Here is a 17,740-nt window from a genome sequence, read left to right on the forward strand (position 1 = left end):
AGCAGCGGCTAGTCCGTCCAGCGCCGGAACAATGCGCTGGCGTTCACGCCGCCAAAGCCGAAGCCATTGGAAATCGCGTAGTCCATCTCCATCGGCCGGGCGTGGTTTGCGACGAGGTCGATCCCGTCGCTTGCCGGATCGGGGGCGCTCAAATTGAGGGTTGGCGGTGCGACCTGGTCCCTGAGCGCCAGGACCGTGAAGATCGCCCCAAGCCCCCCGGCGGCGCCGAGCAGGTGTCCGGTCGCCGATTTCGTTGCACTGACGGCTATGCCGAAATCCACGCCAAAGACGCTTTTGATCGCCTCTATTTCCCCCGCATCGCCGACCGGCGTGGAGGTCGCGTGCGCGTTGAGGTGGCGGACCTCCCGTGCCGAAATACCGGCTTGTTTGATCGCGATTTCCATCGCCCGGCGCGCACCGTCGCCATCCTCCGGACCGGAGGTGATGTGATAAGCGTCCGCCGTCGTGCCGTAGCCGACGAGCTCGGCCAGCGGTTTGGCGCCGCGCGCAAGCGCATGGCTCAATGCCTCGATGACCAGGATTCCGGCGCCTTCGCCCATGACGAAACCGTCACGCAGCATGTCGAACGGGCGGGACGCCTGATCGGGACGGTGATTGAAGGAGGTCGAAAGAGAGCGTGCCGCGGCAAAGCCGCCGAGGCTGACCGTATTGATGCAGGCTTCCGTTCCGCCGCAGACCGCGATGTCGGCCTCATTGGCGCGGATAAGACGCGCCGCATCGCCGATCGCCTGGATGCCGGCCGCGCAAGCCGTCACCGGAGCGCCGAGCGGACCCTTGAACCCATATCGGATCGAAATCTGTCCCGCCGCCATGTTCACCAGGAACGACGGCACCGTGAACGGTGAGAGACGCCGGACACCGCGCTGATCGACGGTTCGCACAGCTTCGGTTATCGCGGGAAATCCTCCGACGCCCGAGGCGATGATCGTCGCGGTGCGGGCCCTGTTATCGTCCGAAACCGGATTCCACCTGGCCTCCGCAAGCGCCTCTTCCGCGGCCGCAAGCGCGAACACAATGAAGCGATCGGCCTTGCGCTGTTCCTTGGCGGCCAGGACGGTGTCTGGATCGAAGCCACCTTCGGGATCCTGTTCGAGGGAAGGAACGATGCCGCCGATCTTCGCCGGCAGGTCTCCCACCATTTCGTCCGGAAGGCTCCGAATGCCCGAGCGGCCAGCCAGGAGCCGGGACCAGGAAGTCGCCGCATTGGCCCCAAGGGGGCTGACTGCTCCCATGCCTGTAACAACGATACGACGCATGTCTACTCCAGCTTCTGTTTGATAGGTTCGCCCGACGGCGCCGCGGGGACGCTCGATGGCGACCACCGCCTCTATCCTTGCGCGGCCGCAATTCGCCTGACTTCGCTGGCGGCGGCATCGAGAAAACGCTGCGATATCTCTTCATCTCTGAAGATGCGGGAGATCGTCACCGCCCCCACCATCAGCGACAGCATCGCCATGGTCTTGCGCTGGTTTCTCGGGCCTTCCGCGGCTGGCACCAATTCGTCGAGGACTTCAAGGTGAGCTGCGATCCCATCCTGGAAGGGGATCCTCACTTCCTCGCTTTGACGCGCCGCATCGGAACCAAGCGCCACGATCGGACAACCGTCGCTCTTCTCTTCGCGATGCCCGAGCGAAAGGTAGAGTTCGATAACGGCTTCTAGGGGATCAGGGCTCCCGGTAGCAACAGCCGACCATCTGCGGGTCGCGTGCTCCATCGCTCGCCTCGATGCCTGGGCTGCCAAGTCTTCCTTGGATTCGAACTGCTTGTAGAAGGCACCTTGGGTCAGCCCGGCACCCTTCATCAGATCCTTCAGCCCGATACCGTGAAAGCCGTGCTCTCGAAATAGGCGGCTTGCCGCGTTGATCACCGCTTCGCGATTTGCTTGTGCCTGCGCACGGCTGACCCGCATGTCATTCTTCCAGTTAGATTTTGAATGACATCTATAGCGAGGATAGAGTTTGAATGCAATCTAACCTGAATCACTCACCTTCCGTGGCAGAGAAATGCAATGGCGAGGCAACCGGAACCGTCCAGTCCCGTTATGGCTGCTCACTCACTTGCGGGCTCGCATTCGGGTTGGACACATGAAAAAGACCTATGAGAAACCGACGCTGCACAAGCGCGGAAAATTGACCGCTCGTACGGCGCAGATCGTGGTTTCCGGGGTGACGCTGATCGAATGATTTTCGGCTGAGTTCCAGGATTCAGCCGCCGGCGTTCGCATCGCCGTCGGTCTCCGGCTCCTCTTCGGGCACCTCGCCCGGCTCGAACTCGTTGAAGCAGCCGAGCCCGCGCTTGAACCGGTTGATCAGCCAGGCCGCCGCCGGCTTTGGGCTGCGATCGTTGCGGTGCATGGCAAACAGGGGCGAACTCACTTCCTTGTAGGGCTCGAGATCAAGTTCCACCAGGCGACCCGTGGCCAGGTCGTCGGCGATCAGCCAGCGCGGCAGCCCGCCCCAGCCGAGTCCCTCGCGCATCAATATGTGCTTGGTTCGCATGTCGGTCAGTCGCCAGGTGCGGTAGGCGAAGACGCCGTAATCGCGTCCCTTGGTGCGCTCGGACTGGTCGGTCACGACAAGCTGCGTATGCTCGCGCACATCCTCGAGCGCCACCGGCTTCGGCAGCAGGGCAAGCGGATGATTGGGAGAGGCGGCCGGCACCAGCGACATGAAGCCGATGCGCACGAGATGCACGTCGACATCGCCCAGCAGGCCGCCAATGCCGAGATCGACCTGCCCGCTGACGACAAGATCGGGGATCAGGCCGAGCGTGCCGATATGCAGGCGCAGCATCACGGTCGGAAACCGCGCCTCGAATGCCTTGAGCACCCGCACCAGCACGGGGGAAGGCAATGATACGTCCACCGCCAGCGCCACCTCGGCCTCCAGCCCGTGGTGGTGCCCGTCGACGCGCGAGCGCATCCGCTGCAGCACGCCCACCATTCGCCGCGCGTCTTCCAGCATAGCCCGGCCGATCTCGGTCAGCTGCGGCTCGCGCGTGCCCTCGCGTTCGAAAAGCTTCAGCCCGAGCTGCGCCTCGAGATTGGCGATTCCGTAGCTGATGACCGATTGCGCGCGGTTGAGCTTGCGGCCGGCTGCCGAGAAACTGCCGGTGTCGGCAACGGCGACAAGGATCTGGAGCTGGTCGAGGGTCGGGTTGGGCTGCATCATTGTATCTACTTTATGGATGGATCATATCGAAAATATACCAGTTTATCTGGTAGGTCGATGCCCCATATATGGCGGGACAATTCATTCCACTGGAGAGACCCGCTATGTCCATTCTTCTCGTTACCTCAAGCCCCCGCGGCGCTGCCTCGCACTCGACCCGCATCGCCACCGAGTTCGCCCAGAAGCTTCTCGCCGCCGACCCGTCGAACACGCTTGTCGTGCGTGACCTCGTCGCCAACCCGCTGCCGCACATCGATGCCGACTATGCGACCGGCATCTACACGCCGGCCGATGCCCGCACCCCGCGCCAGGCTGAAGTGGTGGGCGTTTCCGATGTCGTGCTCGACGAGTTGTTTGCCGCCGACACGGTGATCTTGGCCACCGGCTTCATCAACTTCAACATCTCCTCGACGCTGAAGTCCTGGGTCGATCACGTCGCCCGCTCCGGCAAGAGCTTTGCCTATGGCGAGAACGGCCCCAAGGGTCTCGTGACCGGCAAGAAGGTCTACATCGTGCTGGCTTCCGGCGGCATCTATTCCGAAGGTGCGGCCGTGCAGTTCGATCACGCCGTCCCCTACCTGCGCAGCGTGCTTGGTTTTATCGGCATGACCGACGTCGACGTCATCCGCATCGAGGGCGTCGCCAAGGGACCTGACGCGGTCACCGAAGCACTCGCCAAGGCGACCGCCAAGGTAGATGCCGTTGTGGCCAGGACGCGCGACGTCGCCGCGGCCGCGTAGGGCACGGCGTCATCCCGCATCGAAGGCAGGCGCCCCGCGCCTGCCTTTCTTTTTTATCGAGTGTCCTAGCGTCCGCCTGGAACTCGGACAGCGGCGGCGAGCGGATTCGTTAGCGCCGGGTCAGCATGTTTTTCTGGCACCGGACCTGCTCCAGCTCCATCTGTTCAACGCCATGGGTCGACGTCCATGGTCCAGTAAACTCGGACGCCCATCGGCTTTGTTGGACGCTACCCAATGAAATGCCTGAGCAGGCCCGCGGCGCCCACCCCGATCAGCACGGTTGGCAGCATGGAAAGCCGTGTCGCGGCGACCAAGGTGATGGCCAATGCCGCGAGATCAGCGGGATTGCGCGACACGAAGGCCGGCGCGATGACAGAGATCAGCACGCAGCCGGGCGCTGCCTCCATCACCGCCGTGGCGCGGGGACTGAGCACGCGGCTGCGCAGCACGACATAGCCGCCGATCCGCGTCAGATAGGTGACCCCGGCCATCAGCACGATCGTGAAAAGGGTCGCCATGTCGATCATGCGTCACCTGCCATCAGCCAGGCCGCGACCAGCCCCGACACGGCACCTGCCGCGACATACCAAGCGCCGGGAACGAGGAGATATACGAGCGCGGCGACGACAAGGCTTACAAGCCAGGGCCGCGCCGCCGCGACGCCCTTCCACATGCCGCGCATCAGCACCAGGAAGACGGCAGGAAACGCCATGTCGAAACCATAGGTCTCTACATCGCCCAGCATCGGGCCGAGCAAAGCGCCGAGCGTGGTGAAGGCCACCCAGGTCAGATACATCGCCAGCGCCGCGCCCATGTAATAGCGCGGGCTGAAGGCCGGCGCGATGCCGGCCTCGGCGCGCTGTTTGGCGTCGGCAAGGCCCAGCGCCCAGCTTTCGTCGCATAGGAAGAACAGCGCCGGAAACACTTTGCGCCGCGGCAGATCGCGCAGGAACGGCGCGAGCGCCGCTCCCATCAGCAGATGGCGGCTGTTGACCAGGAAGGTGATGGCGACGATGAGCAGGATGTGCGGCGGCGACGTCCACAACTGGATCGCCGCGAATTCCGAGCCGCCGGCGAAGTTCAGCCCAGTCATCGTGGACAACTCGACCGTGCTCAGCCCTTTCTGCACGGCCTGGGCGCCAAGCACCAGCGCATAGGGGATGGTGCCGAGCAGCACCGGCGCGCAGGACGCCACGCCACGGCGAAACTCCGATCTCGAACCGTTGCCCACCGACTCGACTGCCTGTGAAATGCTCATGTCCTGCCATTGGGCGGCCTCACAGCCGCCTGCTTGCGTTTGAAAATCTCGTGATGTCAGGGGCAAAACATACCTACACCTCGACGCAATTGGGTTGCGAAGATTGTTGTCTTTCGTCAGATTTTGGCATTCACTGTTACGAAGCCACAGGAAAATGGAATTCGACGCCATGAAGCTCGACGACATCGACAAACGCATCCTGCGGGCGTTGCAGCGAGACGGCCGCATGGCCAATAATGATCTGGCCAAGGAGGTCGGCCTATCGCCCTCGCCTTGCCTGCGGCGCGTCAAGCTCCTGGAGGAAGCCGGTATCATCGACCGCTACGTCGCCGTGATCAATCCGGCCAGCATCGGCAAGGGCCTCACCTTTTTCACCCGCATCTGGCTGAAGGCACAGGACGAGGACACGATCGAACATTTCGCCACCGAGGTCGCCAAGCTGCCGCAAGTGATGGAGTGCTATCTCATGCTCGGCGACTGCGACGCCATGGTGCGTGTGGTGGCCGCCGGCATCGATGACTACCGGCGCTTCCAGTCAGAGCATCTGAGCCGCATCAAGGGCGTGCAGAACGTCAAGACCGACGTACCGAGCCAGACGATCAAATATACGTCGGAACTGCCGATCTGATCCTCGAAAATCCCGCGCCGAGGCGGCATCAACCCGTCGCCACGATGCCGCCTTGCCAATGCTCGTTAGGGACGGAAACCTCGCGCATGAAATCCACGAAGCTGCGCACGGTCTGCGACAGCTCGCGCTTGCTCGGAAACAGCAGATTGACCTCGACCGGAGCGATGTCCCAATCGGTGAGCAGCGGAACGAGACGCCCTTCGGCGAAGTCGTCCGCACAGAGATAGGTGGAAAGCACGCCCAGGCCCGCGCCGTTGCGAACCAGTTGGTGGATGGTCAGCGCATCGTTGACGCTGACCCGGTTGTGCACATCAACCGTGGCCATCTCACCGCCCCGGTAGAAATGCCAGGTCCGCGTGCGGCCGTCGCCTCGGGGCATTTCGATGCATTCATGGGTGGACAGATCGGCCGGCGTGAGCGGCGTGCCATGCCGGCTGAGATAGCCGGGCGCGGCAGCGAGGCAGCGCCGCACACTGCCCAGGCGCGTCGCCACCAGTGCGGAATCCGGCAGCGGGCCCATACGGATCGCCACATCGACCCGCTCGGCGACAAGATCGAGGTCGCGGCTGGTCAGATCGAGCGCGACGTCGACATGGGGAAACCGGGCGAGGAACGCCGGCAGATGCCGGGACAAGACATTGATGCCGAAACCGATGCCGGCGCTGACCCGCAGCAGACCGCGTGGCTCGCCCGCGAGGCTCTCGACATAGGTCACCGTCTCGTCGATCCGCGACATCAGCTCGACGCAACGCGTCCGCAACGCGTCTCCGGCCGCGGTCAGGATCACCGCGCGGGTGGTGCGCTGGAACAGCCGTGCGCCCAGCTGCTGCTCCAGCCGGGCAATGTTTCGGCTGACTGTCGACTTTGGCAGGCCGAGTACGCGGCCAGCCGCCGAAAAGCTGCTGGTCGCCGCCACTCTTTCGAAGACGCGCAAATCGTTGAGATCGATCATGGGGGCGACTGTTCCATCCGTGGGACAGTGAGTCCAGCCGGTCGAACGAGCTTTTTGGTGCTTTGGCGCCTGCCAGCAGCTACCACTGACAAGGGCTGGAAACCTCGCCGACCCTGGAGATCAGACATGCTTGAGTTCACCATCCCCGCCGACGATCCCAACCGCCAGATGTCGATTGTTGATCCCGACGATCCGTCGCTCCAGCATCTGGCCATAGTGGGCGACACCTACACCATCCTGCTGTCCGGCACGCAGACCGCCGGGCGCTTCTGCCTCATCGACATGAAGGTTCCCGATGGCGGCGGCCCCGGTCCCCACCGGCATGATTTCGAGGAGACGTTTCATCTTCTGGAAGGCGAGATCGAGTTCACCTTTCGTGGCCAGAAAAGCGTGGCCAAGGCAGGCATGACGGTGAACATCCCGGCCAACGCCCCGCATTCGTTCAAGAATGTCTCGGGCGCGGACGTCCGCATGCTGTGTATGTGCGCGCCGGCGGGACAGGAAGAGTTCTTTGCCAGCGTTGGTACACCGGTCGGGAGCCGCACCGCTCCGGCACCGAAACTCAGCCCGGCGGAATTCGGCGCCTTCCTCGGCAAGGCAGCAGCGCTCGCGCCGCAATTCCGCACCGAGCTTCTGAAGCCATAATCCTGACAGGCCGTCATGAGCTTCGAAATCCACCCCGAGGACGAGCGCGACCGCGCCGTCATGCTGGCGATGCGCGACATGCTGGCGACGCTGCCGGCGCTGGAGTTCGCGCCGGCGTCACGGCCGGTCTTCGAAGATCTGATGCAGCACACGCCTGTCGCCGACGGCATCAGTTTCGAGACAGGGACCGTCGGCGCGGTATCGGGCGTCTGGTGCCGGCCAATGGCCGGTGCCGCGCGCGCCGCGATCCTCTACCTCCATGGCGGCGCCTACGTGCTCGGCTCCGCCATCGGTCACCGCAACTTCGTCAGCCAGATCGTGCAACGCGCCGGCGCGCCGGCCTTCATTCCCGACTACCGGCTGGCGCCGGAGCACGGTTTTCCGGCCGCCATAGACGACGCGCTCAGCGTATTCACCGGTCTTTGCGACATGGGCTATGACGCGACCGCGATTGCCGGCGACTCGGCCGGCGGCGGCCTTGCGCTGTCGTTGCTGGCGCTGGTGGCGGCCAGGGCCAGAAAGGGCGCCGGCGTCATGCCGCGTTGCGCGGTGCTGATGTCGCCATGGATCGATCTTGCGCTGGCAGGCGGCTCGATGCTGACGAGAGCGGAAACCGATCCGCTGGTGAAACGCGACGAACTGAAAAAGGCAGCCGATCTCTATCTCAAAGGCACCGATCCAACCGATCCCCGCGCCTCACCGCTCTATCAGCCCCTGGGCGGACTGCCGCCGCTACTGGTCCATGTCGGAGACGACGAGATCCTGCTCGACGATTCACGCCGCGCGGTCGAGGCGGCGTCGAGCGCCGGCGGCGAGGCGGCGCTGCATATCTGGGAAGGCATGACGCACGTCTTCCCCTCTAACCTTGCGCAGTTGCAGGCGGCACGCCAGGCCATCGACATGGTCGGTGCCTTCATCCGCCAGCATCTCTAGATTTGGCTGTATGGATCGCAGGCCCTAAAAAAAATCGATCTGAAAATGTCGATTTGAGCGCTGCTCGGACGTCCTTCGGACGCAACCGGAATTGCCGGGGGGCGTCGAAAGATCGATCCTGCTCCCGGCTGGGAGAAGAAACATGAACCATTCCTACCGTTGGGCCATCGTCGCGGCTGGCGCGCTGATGTCCTGCGTCGCCATCGGCACGATGTTTTCGCTGGCGATCTTTCTCGAACCCATGGCGCTCGATACCAACTGGTCGCGCGCGGGCATTTCGAGCGCCATGACGCTCAACTTCCTGGTGATGGGCCTTGGCGGCTTCGCCTGGGGTGCCCTGTCCGACCGGTTCGGCGCCCGCATCGTCGTCACGATCGGCGCCGTGCTGCTCGGGCTGGCGCTGGTGCTGGCAAGCCGCGCCGGTTCGCTTCTCACCTTCCAGATCACCTATGGCGTGCTCGTCGGACTCGCGGCCAGCGCCTTCTTCGCGCCGATGATCGCTCTGACGTCAGGCTGGTTCGACACCAATCGCGGGCTGGCCGTATCGCTGGTCTCGGCCGGCATGGGCGTGGCACCGATGACAATCTCGCCGCTCGCCCGCTGGCTGATCTCCGCCTACGAATGGCGTAGCGCCATGTTCGACATCGGCATCCTGGCCTGGGTGCTTCTGCTGCCCGCCGTGCTTCTGGTGCGCCAGCCGCCAAAGCCTGTCGCCTCCGATGCGGCCGAATCTCGAGCCGCCGAAGGCGCAGGCCTCACAGTCGGCCAGGCGCTGCGCTCACCGCAATTCATCGTGCTGGGGCTGACCTTCTTCGCCTGCTGCGCGGCTCATTCCGGCCCGATCTTCCACATGGTCAGCTACGCTATGCTGTGTGGCGTCGCCCCGATGGCGGCAGTCTCGATCTACAGTGTCGAGGGTCTGGCCGGCCTGGGCGGCAGGCTGCTCTACGGCGTGCTGGCCGACCGGCTCGGTGTCAAGCCGGTGCTGATCGCCGGGCTGGCTATCCAGGCGATGGTCATTGCCGCCTATCTCTCCATCAGCCAGCTCGACCAGTTCTATATGCTGGCCGTCATCTTCGGCGCCACCTATGGCGGCGTCATGCCGCTCTACGCGGTGCTGGCGCGCGAATATTTCGGCCAGCGCATCCTCGGCACCGTATTCGGCGCCGCCACCATGCTCTCCAGCCTCGGCATGGCGCTGGGGCCGCTTGCCGGCGGCATGATCTTCGACGCCTATGCCAGCTACCATTGGCTGTTCATCGGGTCGGCGCTTATCGGCCTGGGTGCCGCGGGGATAGCGATCGCCTTCCCGCCGCTGCCACGCAGGGCGTTGCGGACGGCATAGGCATCGCCGCGCTGCAATCGCCAGAGGGCAGACGAGCTTGACGGGCCAATGGCCGGTCAAGCCAGCGCCTTTAGGCAGACTTGAGAACCGTGAATGGCCGCTTTTGAACGGCCCGCTTGGTCTGGAAATTCGCGGCCGGAGCGGGACGGCCGACGTGAAAGCCCTGGACCTGGTCTATGCCGAATTGGCGCATGAGGACCATCTGCTCTTCGGTCTCCACCCCTTCGACCAGGATCTTGTGGCCGCGATTTCTGACCAGCGCAATGATGTCCTGCAGCATTGCCATGCCCTTGGGAGTGCCGCAGTCGTGAAGGAAGGAGCGGTCTATCTTGACCGTATCGAACTCGATGAGACGAAGCCATGAAAGGCCGGCGAAGCCCGTCCCGAAATCATCGAGCCAGATCTTGATCCCGAGCAGTTTCAGGTCGCTGATGCAGCGCAGGATGTCGGAGTGCATCTCCATCTCCAGCCCCTCGGTGATCTCGAAGGCCAGCCTGTTTCCGGTTACGCCGGTCTCGCCCAGAATGGTCGCGACCGACGTCGCGAAGCCCGGCGTCTTGAGCTGGATCGGCGAGACGTTGACGCTGACGACGCGCACGTGATCCTGCGCCAGGAGTTCGGCGCACACCGTCCTTATTGCCCAGCGCCCGAGCTCGAGGATGGCGCCGGTTCGCTCCGCGACGGGAATGAACAGGCTCGGCGGAACCAGGGTGCCGTCGAGCATCTTGAGGCGCATCAGCGCCTCCACGGCCTCGACCCCACCCGACGCGACATTCTGTATCGGTTGGTAGACGAGCGAAACCAGGTCCTGGCCAATGGCGATCTTCAGCAAGGCCGCCAGGTTCTCGCTCTCGTCGCTGCTCTGGGGATCGGTCGGATCGAACAGCCGGGCACAGTTTCGGCCGCTGGCCTTTGCAAGATAGAGCGCTCGATCGGCCTCGTGGATGATCTTCTCCAGCTTGGCGGCGGTCTGCTTCCTGGTGAACGCCGCGCCGACGCTCGCCGTCACGATCGAAATGCCATCCCGGCGCAACTCGTGCGCGATCGCCAGGTTCTCGATCGTGCGGCAAATGGCTTCCGCCAGATCCGAGACCTCGCCCTTCTTGTCCATGCGGGCCAGGACGATGAATTCCTCGCCGCCGTAGCGGCCGATGGAGCCATCATGTTGCTTGATCAGGTCGCTGAGCGCATCGGCGACCTGGATCAGGCAACGGTCGCCTTCCTGATGGCCATAGCAATCGTTGAACTTCTTGAAGAAGTCGACGTCGATTAGGATCGCCGCGAAACCGTGACCAAGCTTTTGCCAGTCATTCCAATAGTCGCGCAGTTTTTCGTCGATCGCGCGCCGGTTCTCCAGCCCTGTCAGCGGATCCGTGCGAGACAGCCTGAGCAGGGCCTTGCCGCGCTCGGTCGCCTCCTTGTGCTGGATCTTGGCTTCCAGCGCGTTCAGGAAGACGTTGTAGCGCTCTTCGTTCAGCTTCCAGTTCACATAGGACGTGAATGTGAAGCACGAAACGTAGAAGGTGCCGAATACCATTTTGTATATCAGCGTAGCGGGTAAAAAGTAATTCACCACATACAAGATGCACAAAATTATCGTCGACGTTATGATTGAGACCTTGAAGCGGAATGTAAAAAAGAGATTGGCACTCATCATGAAAATGGTGCCGAAGACCATATAATAGGCGACGCTTTCCTTGTTCGCGCCCATGGAAGCGGGGTAAAGCCAGCCGATATAGCCAAAGATGATGGCCGCGGCGCAAGTTACGTCAAGCCAGTCGGTGGCGGCTCCCCTGCGAAGCTGTGCTTCCAGCACCAACAGTGCGGTCAGTCCGACAGCGAAGCGGGCCGTGATCGTAAGGGCGGCAACATCGGGTATCAGCAGCAGATCCGATACCGAAAACAAGACGTAGATGGCGACGGCGATCCAGAGGCCTGGCCTGGCTTCCTTCCTTCGCTTCGCCTGGGCTTCCGTGCGGTAGAGCGTTCGAAGTTCGGCCGCCCCCAGCTCCTGGCGCGGATCGTGCGGTTCCGCAGTCACCGCATCGGCCACTGTGGATGACGCGCGTTCGTTCACGACAAATCCCGGTTGAAGGGCATTTCGCGTTCCGAACTCTTTTCCAGCTTCTGCCCCCAACGCAGACCGACTCCTTGGGCGCGACACGTTTGCCGCGCGATCAAATGCAATGACGCAGGACAAGTTTCCGTTAACTCGAACCCGGAATCCCGTCCTTAAAAACTCCAATGAATTGGCATGGTTAGCAGGAAATTAATCATATCGGTAAAAGGCACCGGACCCGCCGTTGGCAAATGGAGTATTCTACGCAATAAGTTAACTGACTGTTAACCAAGGAGTCCTGGTGTGCAAACCGTGTTTGATGGCAAGAGCCTTATCACTGCCGAGGCGATCGCCGGTGGTCTCCGTCGAGGAAAGCCCGAGCATCATGGCGAAGCGTTCGAAACCGCTCGCGCGGAGCTGGCGCTGATCCTCCACGCTACACAGCAACAGGTCGAGCAGCAGAAATTTCCCGCCGAGATCGTCCGCCGACTGCTCTCGCTTCTCAATGCGCTGCGCGCCAAGGTCCATCCCGACGTGTGGCAGGCCTTGATACCGGTGGCGCAGAACCACCCGATCCAGAAGTACTTTCTGGAGGATCCGCTGACGCATTGGTCCTTCACCAAGCCCAGGGGGTATTCCGGCGACGCGCAGTTGCTCGACTACATCTATTGCGACCCGCATGTTGCCGAGAGCGTCGCAAGCGCTTCGGAGGTCGGCAAGGCGCTTTACAGCCATACCCAGAACGTTCCGTCATGCGTCGCGGCACGCGAGCGCCGCGATCTGCTGACCCGCTATGTCGATGAGACCGCGGCCAGGAACGGACCCGAAACCGAAGTCCTGGCGATCGCTGCCGGCCATCTGCGCGAGGCGAACCGTTCGGCCGCTTTGGCCGAGGGCGGTCTCAAGCGCTGGGTCGCGCTCGACCAGGATCCCCAGAGCGTCGGACTGATCGCGCGCGACTTCCAGGGCACCGCGGTCGAGGCCATCGACGGCTCGGTGCGCACCGTGCTCACCAGAGGCCACAAGCTCGGCAAGTTCGACCTCATCTATGCCTCCGGCCTTTACGACTACCTCCAGCACAACGTCGCAGTGAAACTCACCAAGACCTGCCTGCAGATGCTGAAGCCGAACGGGACCTTCCTGTTTGCCAACTACGCCGAGGGCACTCCTGACGCCGGCTACCGGGAGACGTTCATGGACTGGGTGCTGCTGCTGCGATCGGAGGTCGATATGTGGAACATCATCAACGCCAGCGTCGACCGCAACGCCGTCGATGCGCAGGTCTACTTCGGCGAGAACCGCAACGTGCTTTACGGCGTCATCCAGAAGCGTGGATAATACCCGTCTGGATGCAAACCGGCTGACGTAAGGACCTCGAGCGCTTCGACCGCGGTGCTCGAGGGTTTCGGTCCTCTTACGCGCGCCCCAGGCTCGCTGCTGGGACCGCCTGTCCTAGCCGAAGATCCGCTCGCCCTGTTCGTCGACGAGTTGGATGCCTTTCTTGATCGAGATGTCGACGGCGTCGTCCAGCCCGGCGAAACGGTCGGCGCGGATGAACCTGTGCTCCTTCACAACGCCGTCGATCTCCTTGGAGACGACGCCGCAGGTCTGGTACTGGCCATCAGCCTTGTAGGGCGTGGCGCTGATCGTGAAACCCTTGTGCTCGACCTGCTTGGCGGGCGCGGCATTTCCAGGCTCGGCCGCTTCGCCCCCACCGCCGCCGCCGAAAAGACGTTTCAGAAAAGACATAGCCCAAATCTCCTTGTCGCCAGCGATCGCGGTTCGCGCGCGATTCACGACGTTATCCCTCCAGCATGCGCGAATGTGCCGCCGCGTTCCAGTCCCCTGATGAAGACGGAGACCAGGAGTTCGATCTGCTGGCTGATCTCATCGGCCTGGCGGCGGTCGGACCTCGCCGCATAGCCGCTGGTGACGATGCCATGCACGCTTGACCAGAGGGTTCGCGCGGCGATCCGGCGCGTGTCCTCGTCGAGATCGAAGCCGCCATCGGCAAGCACGCTGGCGATGATCTCGAACAACTGGTCGAGCCGCGCCTCGTAGACATCGGGCTCGGTCAGCACCGGACGCCGTCTGTTGAAGGCAAGCAGCGCCGGCCAACTGCCGGGGTGCGCCTCGACGAAACGAACATAAGCGCCGGCCAGTGCCATCAACCGTTGGCGCACGTCGGTGATGCCGCGCCTGGCAAGTTCGGCCATCGCCACGGCGCCCGCGCCCCCCAATCGGTCGAGCAGGCGCATGTTGACGGCGCGGTGCACCCCGTCCAGATCGGAAAACAGGTTGTAGACCGAGCCGACCGAGATGCCCGCCTGTTCGGCAATGGTCCTGGCCTTCAGATTGTCCATGCCGCCTTCGTTGAGCAGCGCTTCGGCAATAGCCAGCACCCGCTCGCCCGTCTCTTCCTTGTCGAGTGCCATGCTTTTCCTTCTGATGAGCGCGCCTTGCAAATGACCCGCCATTTCCCGACCCGATCCCGCTCGTTTACCATATCCGGGATATCGTGAACAGCGTTCAAAAACGATCTTGAACAATGTTCATTTCGTGCTATATTGACTTAGTGAACATCGTTCACCCAACGTCTAAGGGAGAAGAACCATGCTTGCCCTGATCAGAACACTGCTCGACGGCGCCAGCGCACGGGCCGAGGACGGCCTGAGGGATCGCTTCGCCATCGACCTTTTGGCGCAGCGCATCCGCGACGCGGAGGCGGGTCTTGCCGCTGCCAAGCAGACGCTTGCATCCCTGATCGTGCGCCAGCGTGCCGAACAGGCTGGCCTCGACCAGCTCGACCGCCGCCACGCCGACCTGGAGATCCGCACGGTCAGCGCACTGGCCGCAGGCATCAATGGCCTGGCAGAAACCGGTGCCGCGGCCATCGCCGAACTGGAGAATGAACGCGAGGTCCGCCGCGCCACGGTGCAAAGCCTTGGCGAAAAGACCTTGCGGATGCGCGTTTCAGTGGAGCGGGCGCACCGCCGCATCATCGACCTCAACCAGGGCATGATCTCGGCCAGGGCCATCGATGCCGAGCGCAAGGCGCAGTCACGCCTGGTCAGGTCGATCGGCCATTCGTCGAGCCTCAACGACGCCGAGGAGCTTCTGGCCCGCATAAAGGGAGCCAGCGATCCCTTCGAGGAGGCCGGCATTCTCGACGAGATCGACGGCGAGCTTCGTCATGATGCGATCCGCGACCGCCTCGCCGACGCCGGCCACGGACCGGCGGTGAAGGTGCGCACCAGGGACGTGCTCGAGCGCCTGAAGACCATCAACTGAAAACCAGCCTTCGCGGACCTGACTTCCATCAAATCCAATATCATCGAAGCAACGGAGAAATTGAATGAACGCCAATCAGACCTACATCATGTTCAACACTATTTCGGTCGGCGCAGCCTATTTCATGCTCGGGCTGTCGCTGTGGCTGGCACCGGTCGACCTGTCGACCAAAGGCTACTGGGCCATGGGCATCCTGCTCTTGACCGGCAGCTTGGTGAACCTGGTCAAGTACCGCACCGACGAACGCATTTCCGCCGAGACCACCGCCAAGATCGAGAAGGCCCGCAACGAGAAGCTGATCAGCGAATATGTCGGCAAGGAATGATGCATCGCGGCGTTGCTGACGAAAAAAGCCCGGGAGACCGGGCTTTTTTGTACGTTTCATCCGACGGGATCAGCGGTGCGACAGCGCTTCCAACGCTTCGGCGGCGGCTTTCAGAATGGCAATCGCCTCGGCCTGCTTTTCGGCCGGGGCATCGACGATCTCGCCGAGTGCCGCGCGTAGCCGGTGGCGGATGGCGCGGAATTCGTCGCGCGTTTCGGAGCGCTCGCCACGGCCACCCCGGCCGCCGCGACGATCCTCGCCGTCGTCGTTCCAGCCGAACCAGTCGCGCGCCTTGGCCATCTTGCGGCCGAAGCGCTCGAGATGATCGAGCACGCCGTCGATCATCTCGCGATTGTCGGCCAGATGCGCCTGCCCGGCCTCGGTGATCGAGAACACCTTCTTGTTGCCTTCGCTTGACGACACGGCATAGCCGGCCTCTTCCAGGAAGGTCAGCGTCGGGTAGACCACGCCCGGGCTCGGGCTGTAGATGCCGCTGGTGCGCTCTTCCAGCGCCTTGATGATGTCATAGCCGTGGCGCGGCGCCTCGGCCAGCAGCGACAGCGTGATCAGCTTGAGGTCGCCATCGGCCAGCATGCGCCCGGCGCGAAAGAAGTCGCCAGGTCCACCGCGACCGCCGCCGCCCCTGCCCCCGAACGGGCCGAAGCCGCCGCCCCCTCTGCCACCGAACTTGCCGGCCATGTGCATGAACATGCGCTCGCCGAAATGATGACGGTCGGAATGATTGTGCCCAAAATTGTGCTTGTGCATTGATTGCTCCTTGAGTTCTATCTCACGATATATCTTAACTAGGCGCACCCAAGCGATGAGTCAAGATATATCTTACGATCTATCTTTAGCCAATCGGTTGCGTCGAGCCATCAGGCGCGGCAGGAATGGGTGGTGTGTGAATGGACTACCAGCGGCCCTTGCGCCGATTCCAGCCGTAGAGCAGATCGGCGAAGCGATCGTAGGCAGCGCGGGTCGGCGGCAGCATGAGCCGATTGCCGAACAGGCGCGCCAGCCATCCCTCGCCAGGCGTTATCAGCCAGACCGCGATCGCCACGTCCGCACCGACCAGCAGTCGGCCATCCGCATCGGTGGCATGCAACCGGCGGCGGATGGCCTCCAGCGAGACGCCATGCGACGACAGCGCATCCGGCTCCAGGTTGATGTCGCGGAATTCGATCCGACCGGCCTTGACCGCCTCGATCAGCCGCCGCTTCTGCCGACCGATGCCGGCATCGCAGACGGGGCAGCGCGTGTTGTACCAGACGGTCAGCACGGCGTGGTTCTGCCATCAGTCACTTGGCGTGCATGCCCGCCTTGGGCCCGACGCATTTGTTGTCGCGAAACAGTGCCCACTCCTCGCAAAGGCGACCGTTGGGCAGCCGGCAAAACCCGTATTCGTTACCGGCCCTGTCTTTCCTGACCGCGAAGCGGCCACCGATCGCGCCGCAATGGGCCGAGGCGGGGTTGGCAATGCCGACCGATTTTCGCGCGGCGGCACCGGCGTCGATCGGCATCAACGACACCAAGGCAAGGCTGGCGGCCAATATCGAGACTTTCTTCATCGCGATCTCCCAGGAGTGGCCGCAATCTATCACGGCGAACCGCCCTGTCTTGCTCCAAGGCGTCCCGCCGCAACCTGAGAGTCGATTTCCAGAAACCCGGCCGCCTTTCTTCATTCAAGCGACGAGACGATCTCGCGGTAAGCGAACTCCGGGAAAGCCTTCAGTGTCCGTGACTTGAGGCTTCCGCCCGCGGCCAGCATCAGGGCGAAACGCGCCAGCACCGCATCGTCCGGCGCCTCGACCACCGCCACCATGTCGAATTCGCCCATGGTCAGATAGAACGACTTGAACGATCCTCCCATCTCGCCCAATTGCTTCTTGGCGGCATCGAGGCGCTTGGGCGAGTCGCGCACATTCTTGGCGCCGTGCTCGGTCCAGTTCATCAGCATGATATAGGTCGTCATGGTAGGCCTCTCTCCGGGGCCCACGGAGCACGGCGCTCAAGCCATGGACTTGTCGACATGGCCTCGACCGGGGCGGGCTTCCGGGGTTGTCGCCCAGAAATGCATCCGACGCGAAATTATCCTCCCTAACGGCGGGGGCCGCAAGGGCGAATACCGCCACGAAAAAGGGCGCCAGTAGCGCCCTTGATCTTCAACAGGAATGGCAGGTCTCAGCTATCGAGGAAGCTGCGTAGCTTGCGGCTCCGGCTCGGGTGCTTGAGCTTGCGCAGCGCCTTGGCTTCGATCTGGCGGATACGCTCGCGGGTGACCGAGAACTGCTGGCCGACCTCTTCCAGCGTGTGGTCGGTGTTCATGCCGATGCCGAAGCGCATGCGCAATACGCGCTCCTCGCGCGGGGT

The 17,740-nt window shown here is 63.1% G+C and carries 22 protein-coding genes; 9 read left to right on the forward strand and 13 right to left on the reverse strand.

Annotation, left to right across the window (positions count from 1 at the left end; all coding sequences use genetic code 11):
- Positions 1 to 8: 8 nt before the first annotated feature.
- Complete coding sequence (fabF, locus tag X742_RS166160; RefSeq protein ID WP_023770128.1) at positions 9 to 1,277, reverse strand: beta-ketoacyl-ACP synthase II; 1,269 nt, start codon at positions 1,275 to 1,277, stop codon at positions 9 to 11.
- Positions 1,278 to 1,348: 71 nt separating this feature from the next.
- Positions 1,349 to 1,930, reverse strand: a complete 582-nt coding sequence (locus X742_RS166155; protein ID WP_023770129.1) for a TetR/AcrR family transcriptional regulator — start codon at positions 1,928 to 1,930, stop codon at positions 1,349 to 1,351.
- A 175-nt stretch (positions 1,931 to 2,105) separates the two neighbouring features.
- On the opposite strand from X742_RS166155, the gene X742_RS1000000174715 reads away from it, so the two are divergent.
- Positions 2,106 to 2,204, forward strand: coding sequence for a hypothetical protein (locus tag X742_RS1000000174715; protein ID WP_023770130.1), 99 nt, complete (start codon positions 2,106 to 2,108; stop codon positions 2,202 to 2,204).
- A gap of 21 nt (positions 2,205 to 2,225) precedes the next feature.
- Here the strand turns inward: X742_RS1000000174715 and X742_RS166150 are convergent, their stop codons facing one another.
- Positions 2,226 to 3,188 (reverse strand): LysR family transcriptional regulator, encoded by a 963-nt coding sequence (locus X742_RS166150; RefSeq protein WP_023770131.1) that lies wholly within the window; start codon positions 3,186 to 3,188, stop codon positions 2,226 to 2,228.
- Positions 3,189 to 3,295: 107 nt separating this feature from the next.
- Between X742_RS166150 and X742_RS166145 the strand changes: the two genes are divergently transcribed.
- A complete protein-coding gene (locus X742_RS166145) occupies positions 3,296 to 3,931 on the forward strand; it encodes an FMN-dependent NADH-azoreductase (RefSeq protein ID WP_023770132.1) in 636 nt (211 codons plus the stop codon).
- 227 nt (positions 3,932 to 4,158) lie between these two features.
- On the opposite strand, the gene X742_RS166140 is transcribed toward X742_RS166145, so the two are convergent.
- Both X742_RS166140 and X742_RS166135 read right to left on the reverse strand, forming a co-directional pair.
- Positions 4,159 to 4,458, reverse strand: a complete 300-nt coding sequence (locus X742_RS166140; RefSeq protein ID WP_023770133.1) for an AzlD family protein — start codon at positions 4,456 to 4,458, stop codon at positions 4,159 to 4,161.
- Positions 4,455 to 5,189: an AzlC family ABC transporter permease gene (locus X742_RS166135; protein WP_023770134.1), complete on the reverse strand. Its 735-nt coding sequence runs from the start codon at positions 5,187 to 5,189 to the stop codon at positions 4,455 to 4,457. Before X742_RS166135 ends, X742_RS166140 begins: the two co-directional genes overlap by 4 nt.
- Before the next feature lie 169 nt (positions 5,190 to 5,358).
- Between X742_RS166135 and X742_RS166130 the strand changes: the two genes are divergently transcribed.
- Entirely contained in the window at positions 5,359 to 5,817 is a 459-nt protein-coding gene (locus tag X742_RS166130) for an Lrp/AsnC family transcriptional regulator (protein WP_023770135.1), read from the forward strand.
- A 28-nt stretch (positions 5,818 to 5,845) separates the two neighbouring features.
- Here the strand turns inward: X742_RS166130 and X742_RS166125 are convergent, their stop codons facing one another.
- A complete protein-coding gene (locus X742_RS166125; RefSeq protein ID WP_023770136.1) occupies positions 5,846 to 6,769 on the reverse strand; it encodes a LysR family transcriptional regulator in 924 nt (307 codons plus the stop codon).
- Positions 6,770 to 6,895: 126 nt separating this feature from the next.
- On the opposite strand from X742_RS166125, the gene X742_RS166120 reads away from it, so the two are divergent.
- The 3 genes from X742_RS166120 (at position 6,896) to X742_RS166110 (ending at position 9,692) form a co-directional block, all read left to right on the forward strand.
- A complete protein-coding gene (locus X742_RS166120; RefSeq protein ID WP_023770137.1) occupies positions 6,896 to 7,414 on the forward strand; it encodes a cupin domain-containing protein in 519 nt (172 codons plus the stop codon).
- A 15-nt stretch (positions 7,415 to 7,429) separates the two neighbouring features.
- Positions 7,430 to 8,347, forward strand: a complete 918-nt coding sequence (locus X742_RS166115) for an alpha/beta hydrolase fold domain-containing protein (protein WP_023770138.1) — start codon at positions 7,430 to 7,432, stop codon at positions 8,345 to 8,347.
- 142 nt (positions 8,348 to 8,489) lie between these two features.
- Positions 8,490 to 9,692 carry an MFS transporter gene (locus tag X742_RS166110; RefSeq protein ID WP_023770139.1) on the forward strand — a complete coding sequence of 401 codons (1,203 nt, stop codon included), beginning with the start codon at positions 8,490 to 8,492 and terminating at the stop codon, positions 9,690 to 9,692.
- Between the two features lie 70 nt (positions 9,693 to 9,762).
- Here the strand turns inward: X742_RS166110 and X742_RS166105 are convergent, their stop codons facing one another.
- Positions 9,763 to 11,745 carry an EAL domain-containing protein gene (locus X742_RS166105; protein ID WP_051410571.1) on the reverse strand — a complete coding sequence of 661 codons (1,983 nt, stop codon included), beginning with the start codon at positions 11,743 to 11,745 and terminating at the stop codon, positions 9,763 to 9,765.
- A 309-nt stretch (positions 11,746 to 12,054) separates the two neighbouring features.
- Here X742_RS166105 and X742_RS166100 point away from each other — a divergent pair, with 309 nt between their 5' ends.
- On the forward strand, positions 12,055 to 13,089 hold the full coding sequence (locus tag X742_RS166100; protein WP_023770141.1) for a class I SAM-dependent methyltransferase: 1,035 nt from the start codon (positions 12,055 to 12,057) through the stop codon (positions 13,087 to 13,089).
- Positions 13,090 to 13,203: 114 nt separating this feature from the next.
- On the opposite strand, the gene X742_RS166095 is transcribed toward X742_RS166100, so the two are convergent.
- Both X742_RS166095 and X742_RS166090 read right to left on the reverse strand, forming a co-directional pair.
- Positions 13,204 to 13,500, reverse strand: a complete 297-nt coding sequence (locus X742_RS166095; protein WP_023770142.1) for an HlyU family transcriptional regulator — start codon at positions 13,498 to 13,500, stop codon at positions 13,204 to 13,206.
- A 44-nt stretch (positions 13,501 to 13,544) separates the two neighbouring features.
- Positions 13,545 to 14,186: a TetR/AcrR family transcriptional regulator gene (locus tag X742_RS166090; RefSeq protein ID WP_023770143.1), complete on the reverse strand. Its 642-nt coding sequence runs from the start codon at positions 14,184 to 14,186 to the stop codon at positions 13,545 to 13,547.
- Positions 14,187 to 14,364: 178 nt separating this feature from the next.
- Here X742_RS166090 and X742_RS166085 point away from each other — a divergent pair, with 178 nt between their 5' ends.
- Together X742_RS166085 and X742_RS166080 are read left to right on the forward strand one after the other, a co-directional pair.
- Positions 14,365 to 15,042 (forward strand): PspA/IM30 family protein, encoded by a 678-nt coding sequence (locus tag X742_RS166085; protein ID WP_023770144.1) that lies wholly within the window; start codon positions 14,365 to 14,367, stop codon positions 15,040 to 15,042.
- Positions 15,043 to 15,106: 64 nt separating this feature from the next.
- Entirely contained in the window at positions 15,107 to 15,367 is a 261-nt protein-coding gene (locus tag X742_RS166080) for a YiaA/YiaB family inner membrane protein (RefSeq protein WP_023770145.1), read from the forward strand.
- 69 nt (positions 15,368 to 15,436) lie between these two features.
- On the opposite strand, the gene X742_RS166075 is transcribed toward X742_RS166080, so the two are convergent.
- From X742_RS166075 to X742_RS166060, 4 genes are all read right to left on the reverse strand, one after another.
- A complete protein-coding gene (locus tag X742_RS166075) occupies positions 15,437 to 16,135 on the reverse strand; it encodes a PadR family transcriptional regulator (RefSeq protein ID WP_023770146.1) in 699 nt (232 codons plus the stop codon).
- A 145-nt stretch (positions 16,136 to 16,280) separates the two neighbouring features.
- Complete coding sequence (locus X742_RS166070; protein ID WP_023770147.1) at positions 16,281 to 16,649, reverse strand: DCC1-like thiol-disulfide oxidoreductase family protein; 369 nt, start codon at positions 16,647 to 16,649, stop codon at positions 16,281 to 16,283.
- A 19-nt stretch (positions 16,650 to 16,668) separates the two neighbouring features.
- The gene (locus tag X742_RS166065) at positions 16,669 to 16,938 is read right to left on the reverse strand and encodes a DUF333 domain-containing protein (RefSeq protein WP_023770148.1); all 270 of its coding nucleotides are present in this window, start codon (positions 16,936 to 16,938) and stop codon (positions 16,669 to 16,671) included.
- A 110-nt stretch (positions 16,939 to 17,048) separates the two neighbouring features.
- Positions 17,049 to 17,342 (reverse strand): GYD domain-containing protein, encoded by a 294-nt coding sequence (locus tag X742_RS166060; RefSeq protein ID WP_023770149.1) that lies wholly within the window; start codon positions 17,340 to 17,342, stop codon positions 17,049 to 17,051.
- Positions 17,343 to 17,740: the final 398 nt, after the last annotated feature.

The sequence above is a fragment of the Mesorhizobium sp. LNHC229A00 genome, assembly GCF_000502415.1.
Lineage (GTDB): Bacteria > Pseudomonadota > Alphaproteobacteria > Rhizobiales > Rhizobiaceae > Mesorhizobium.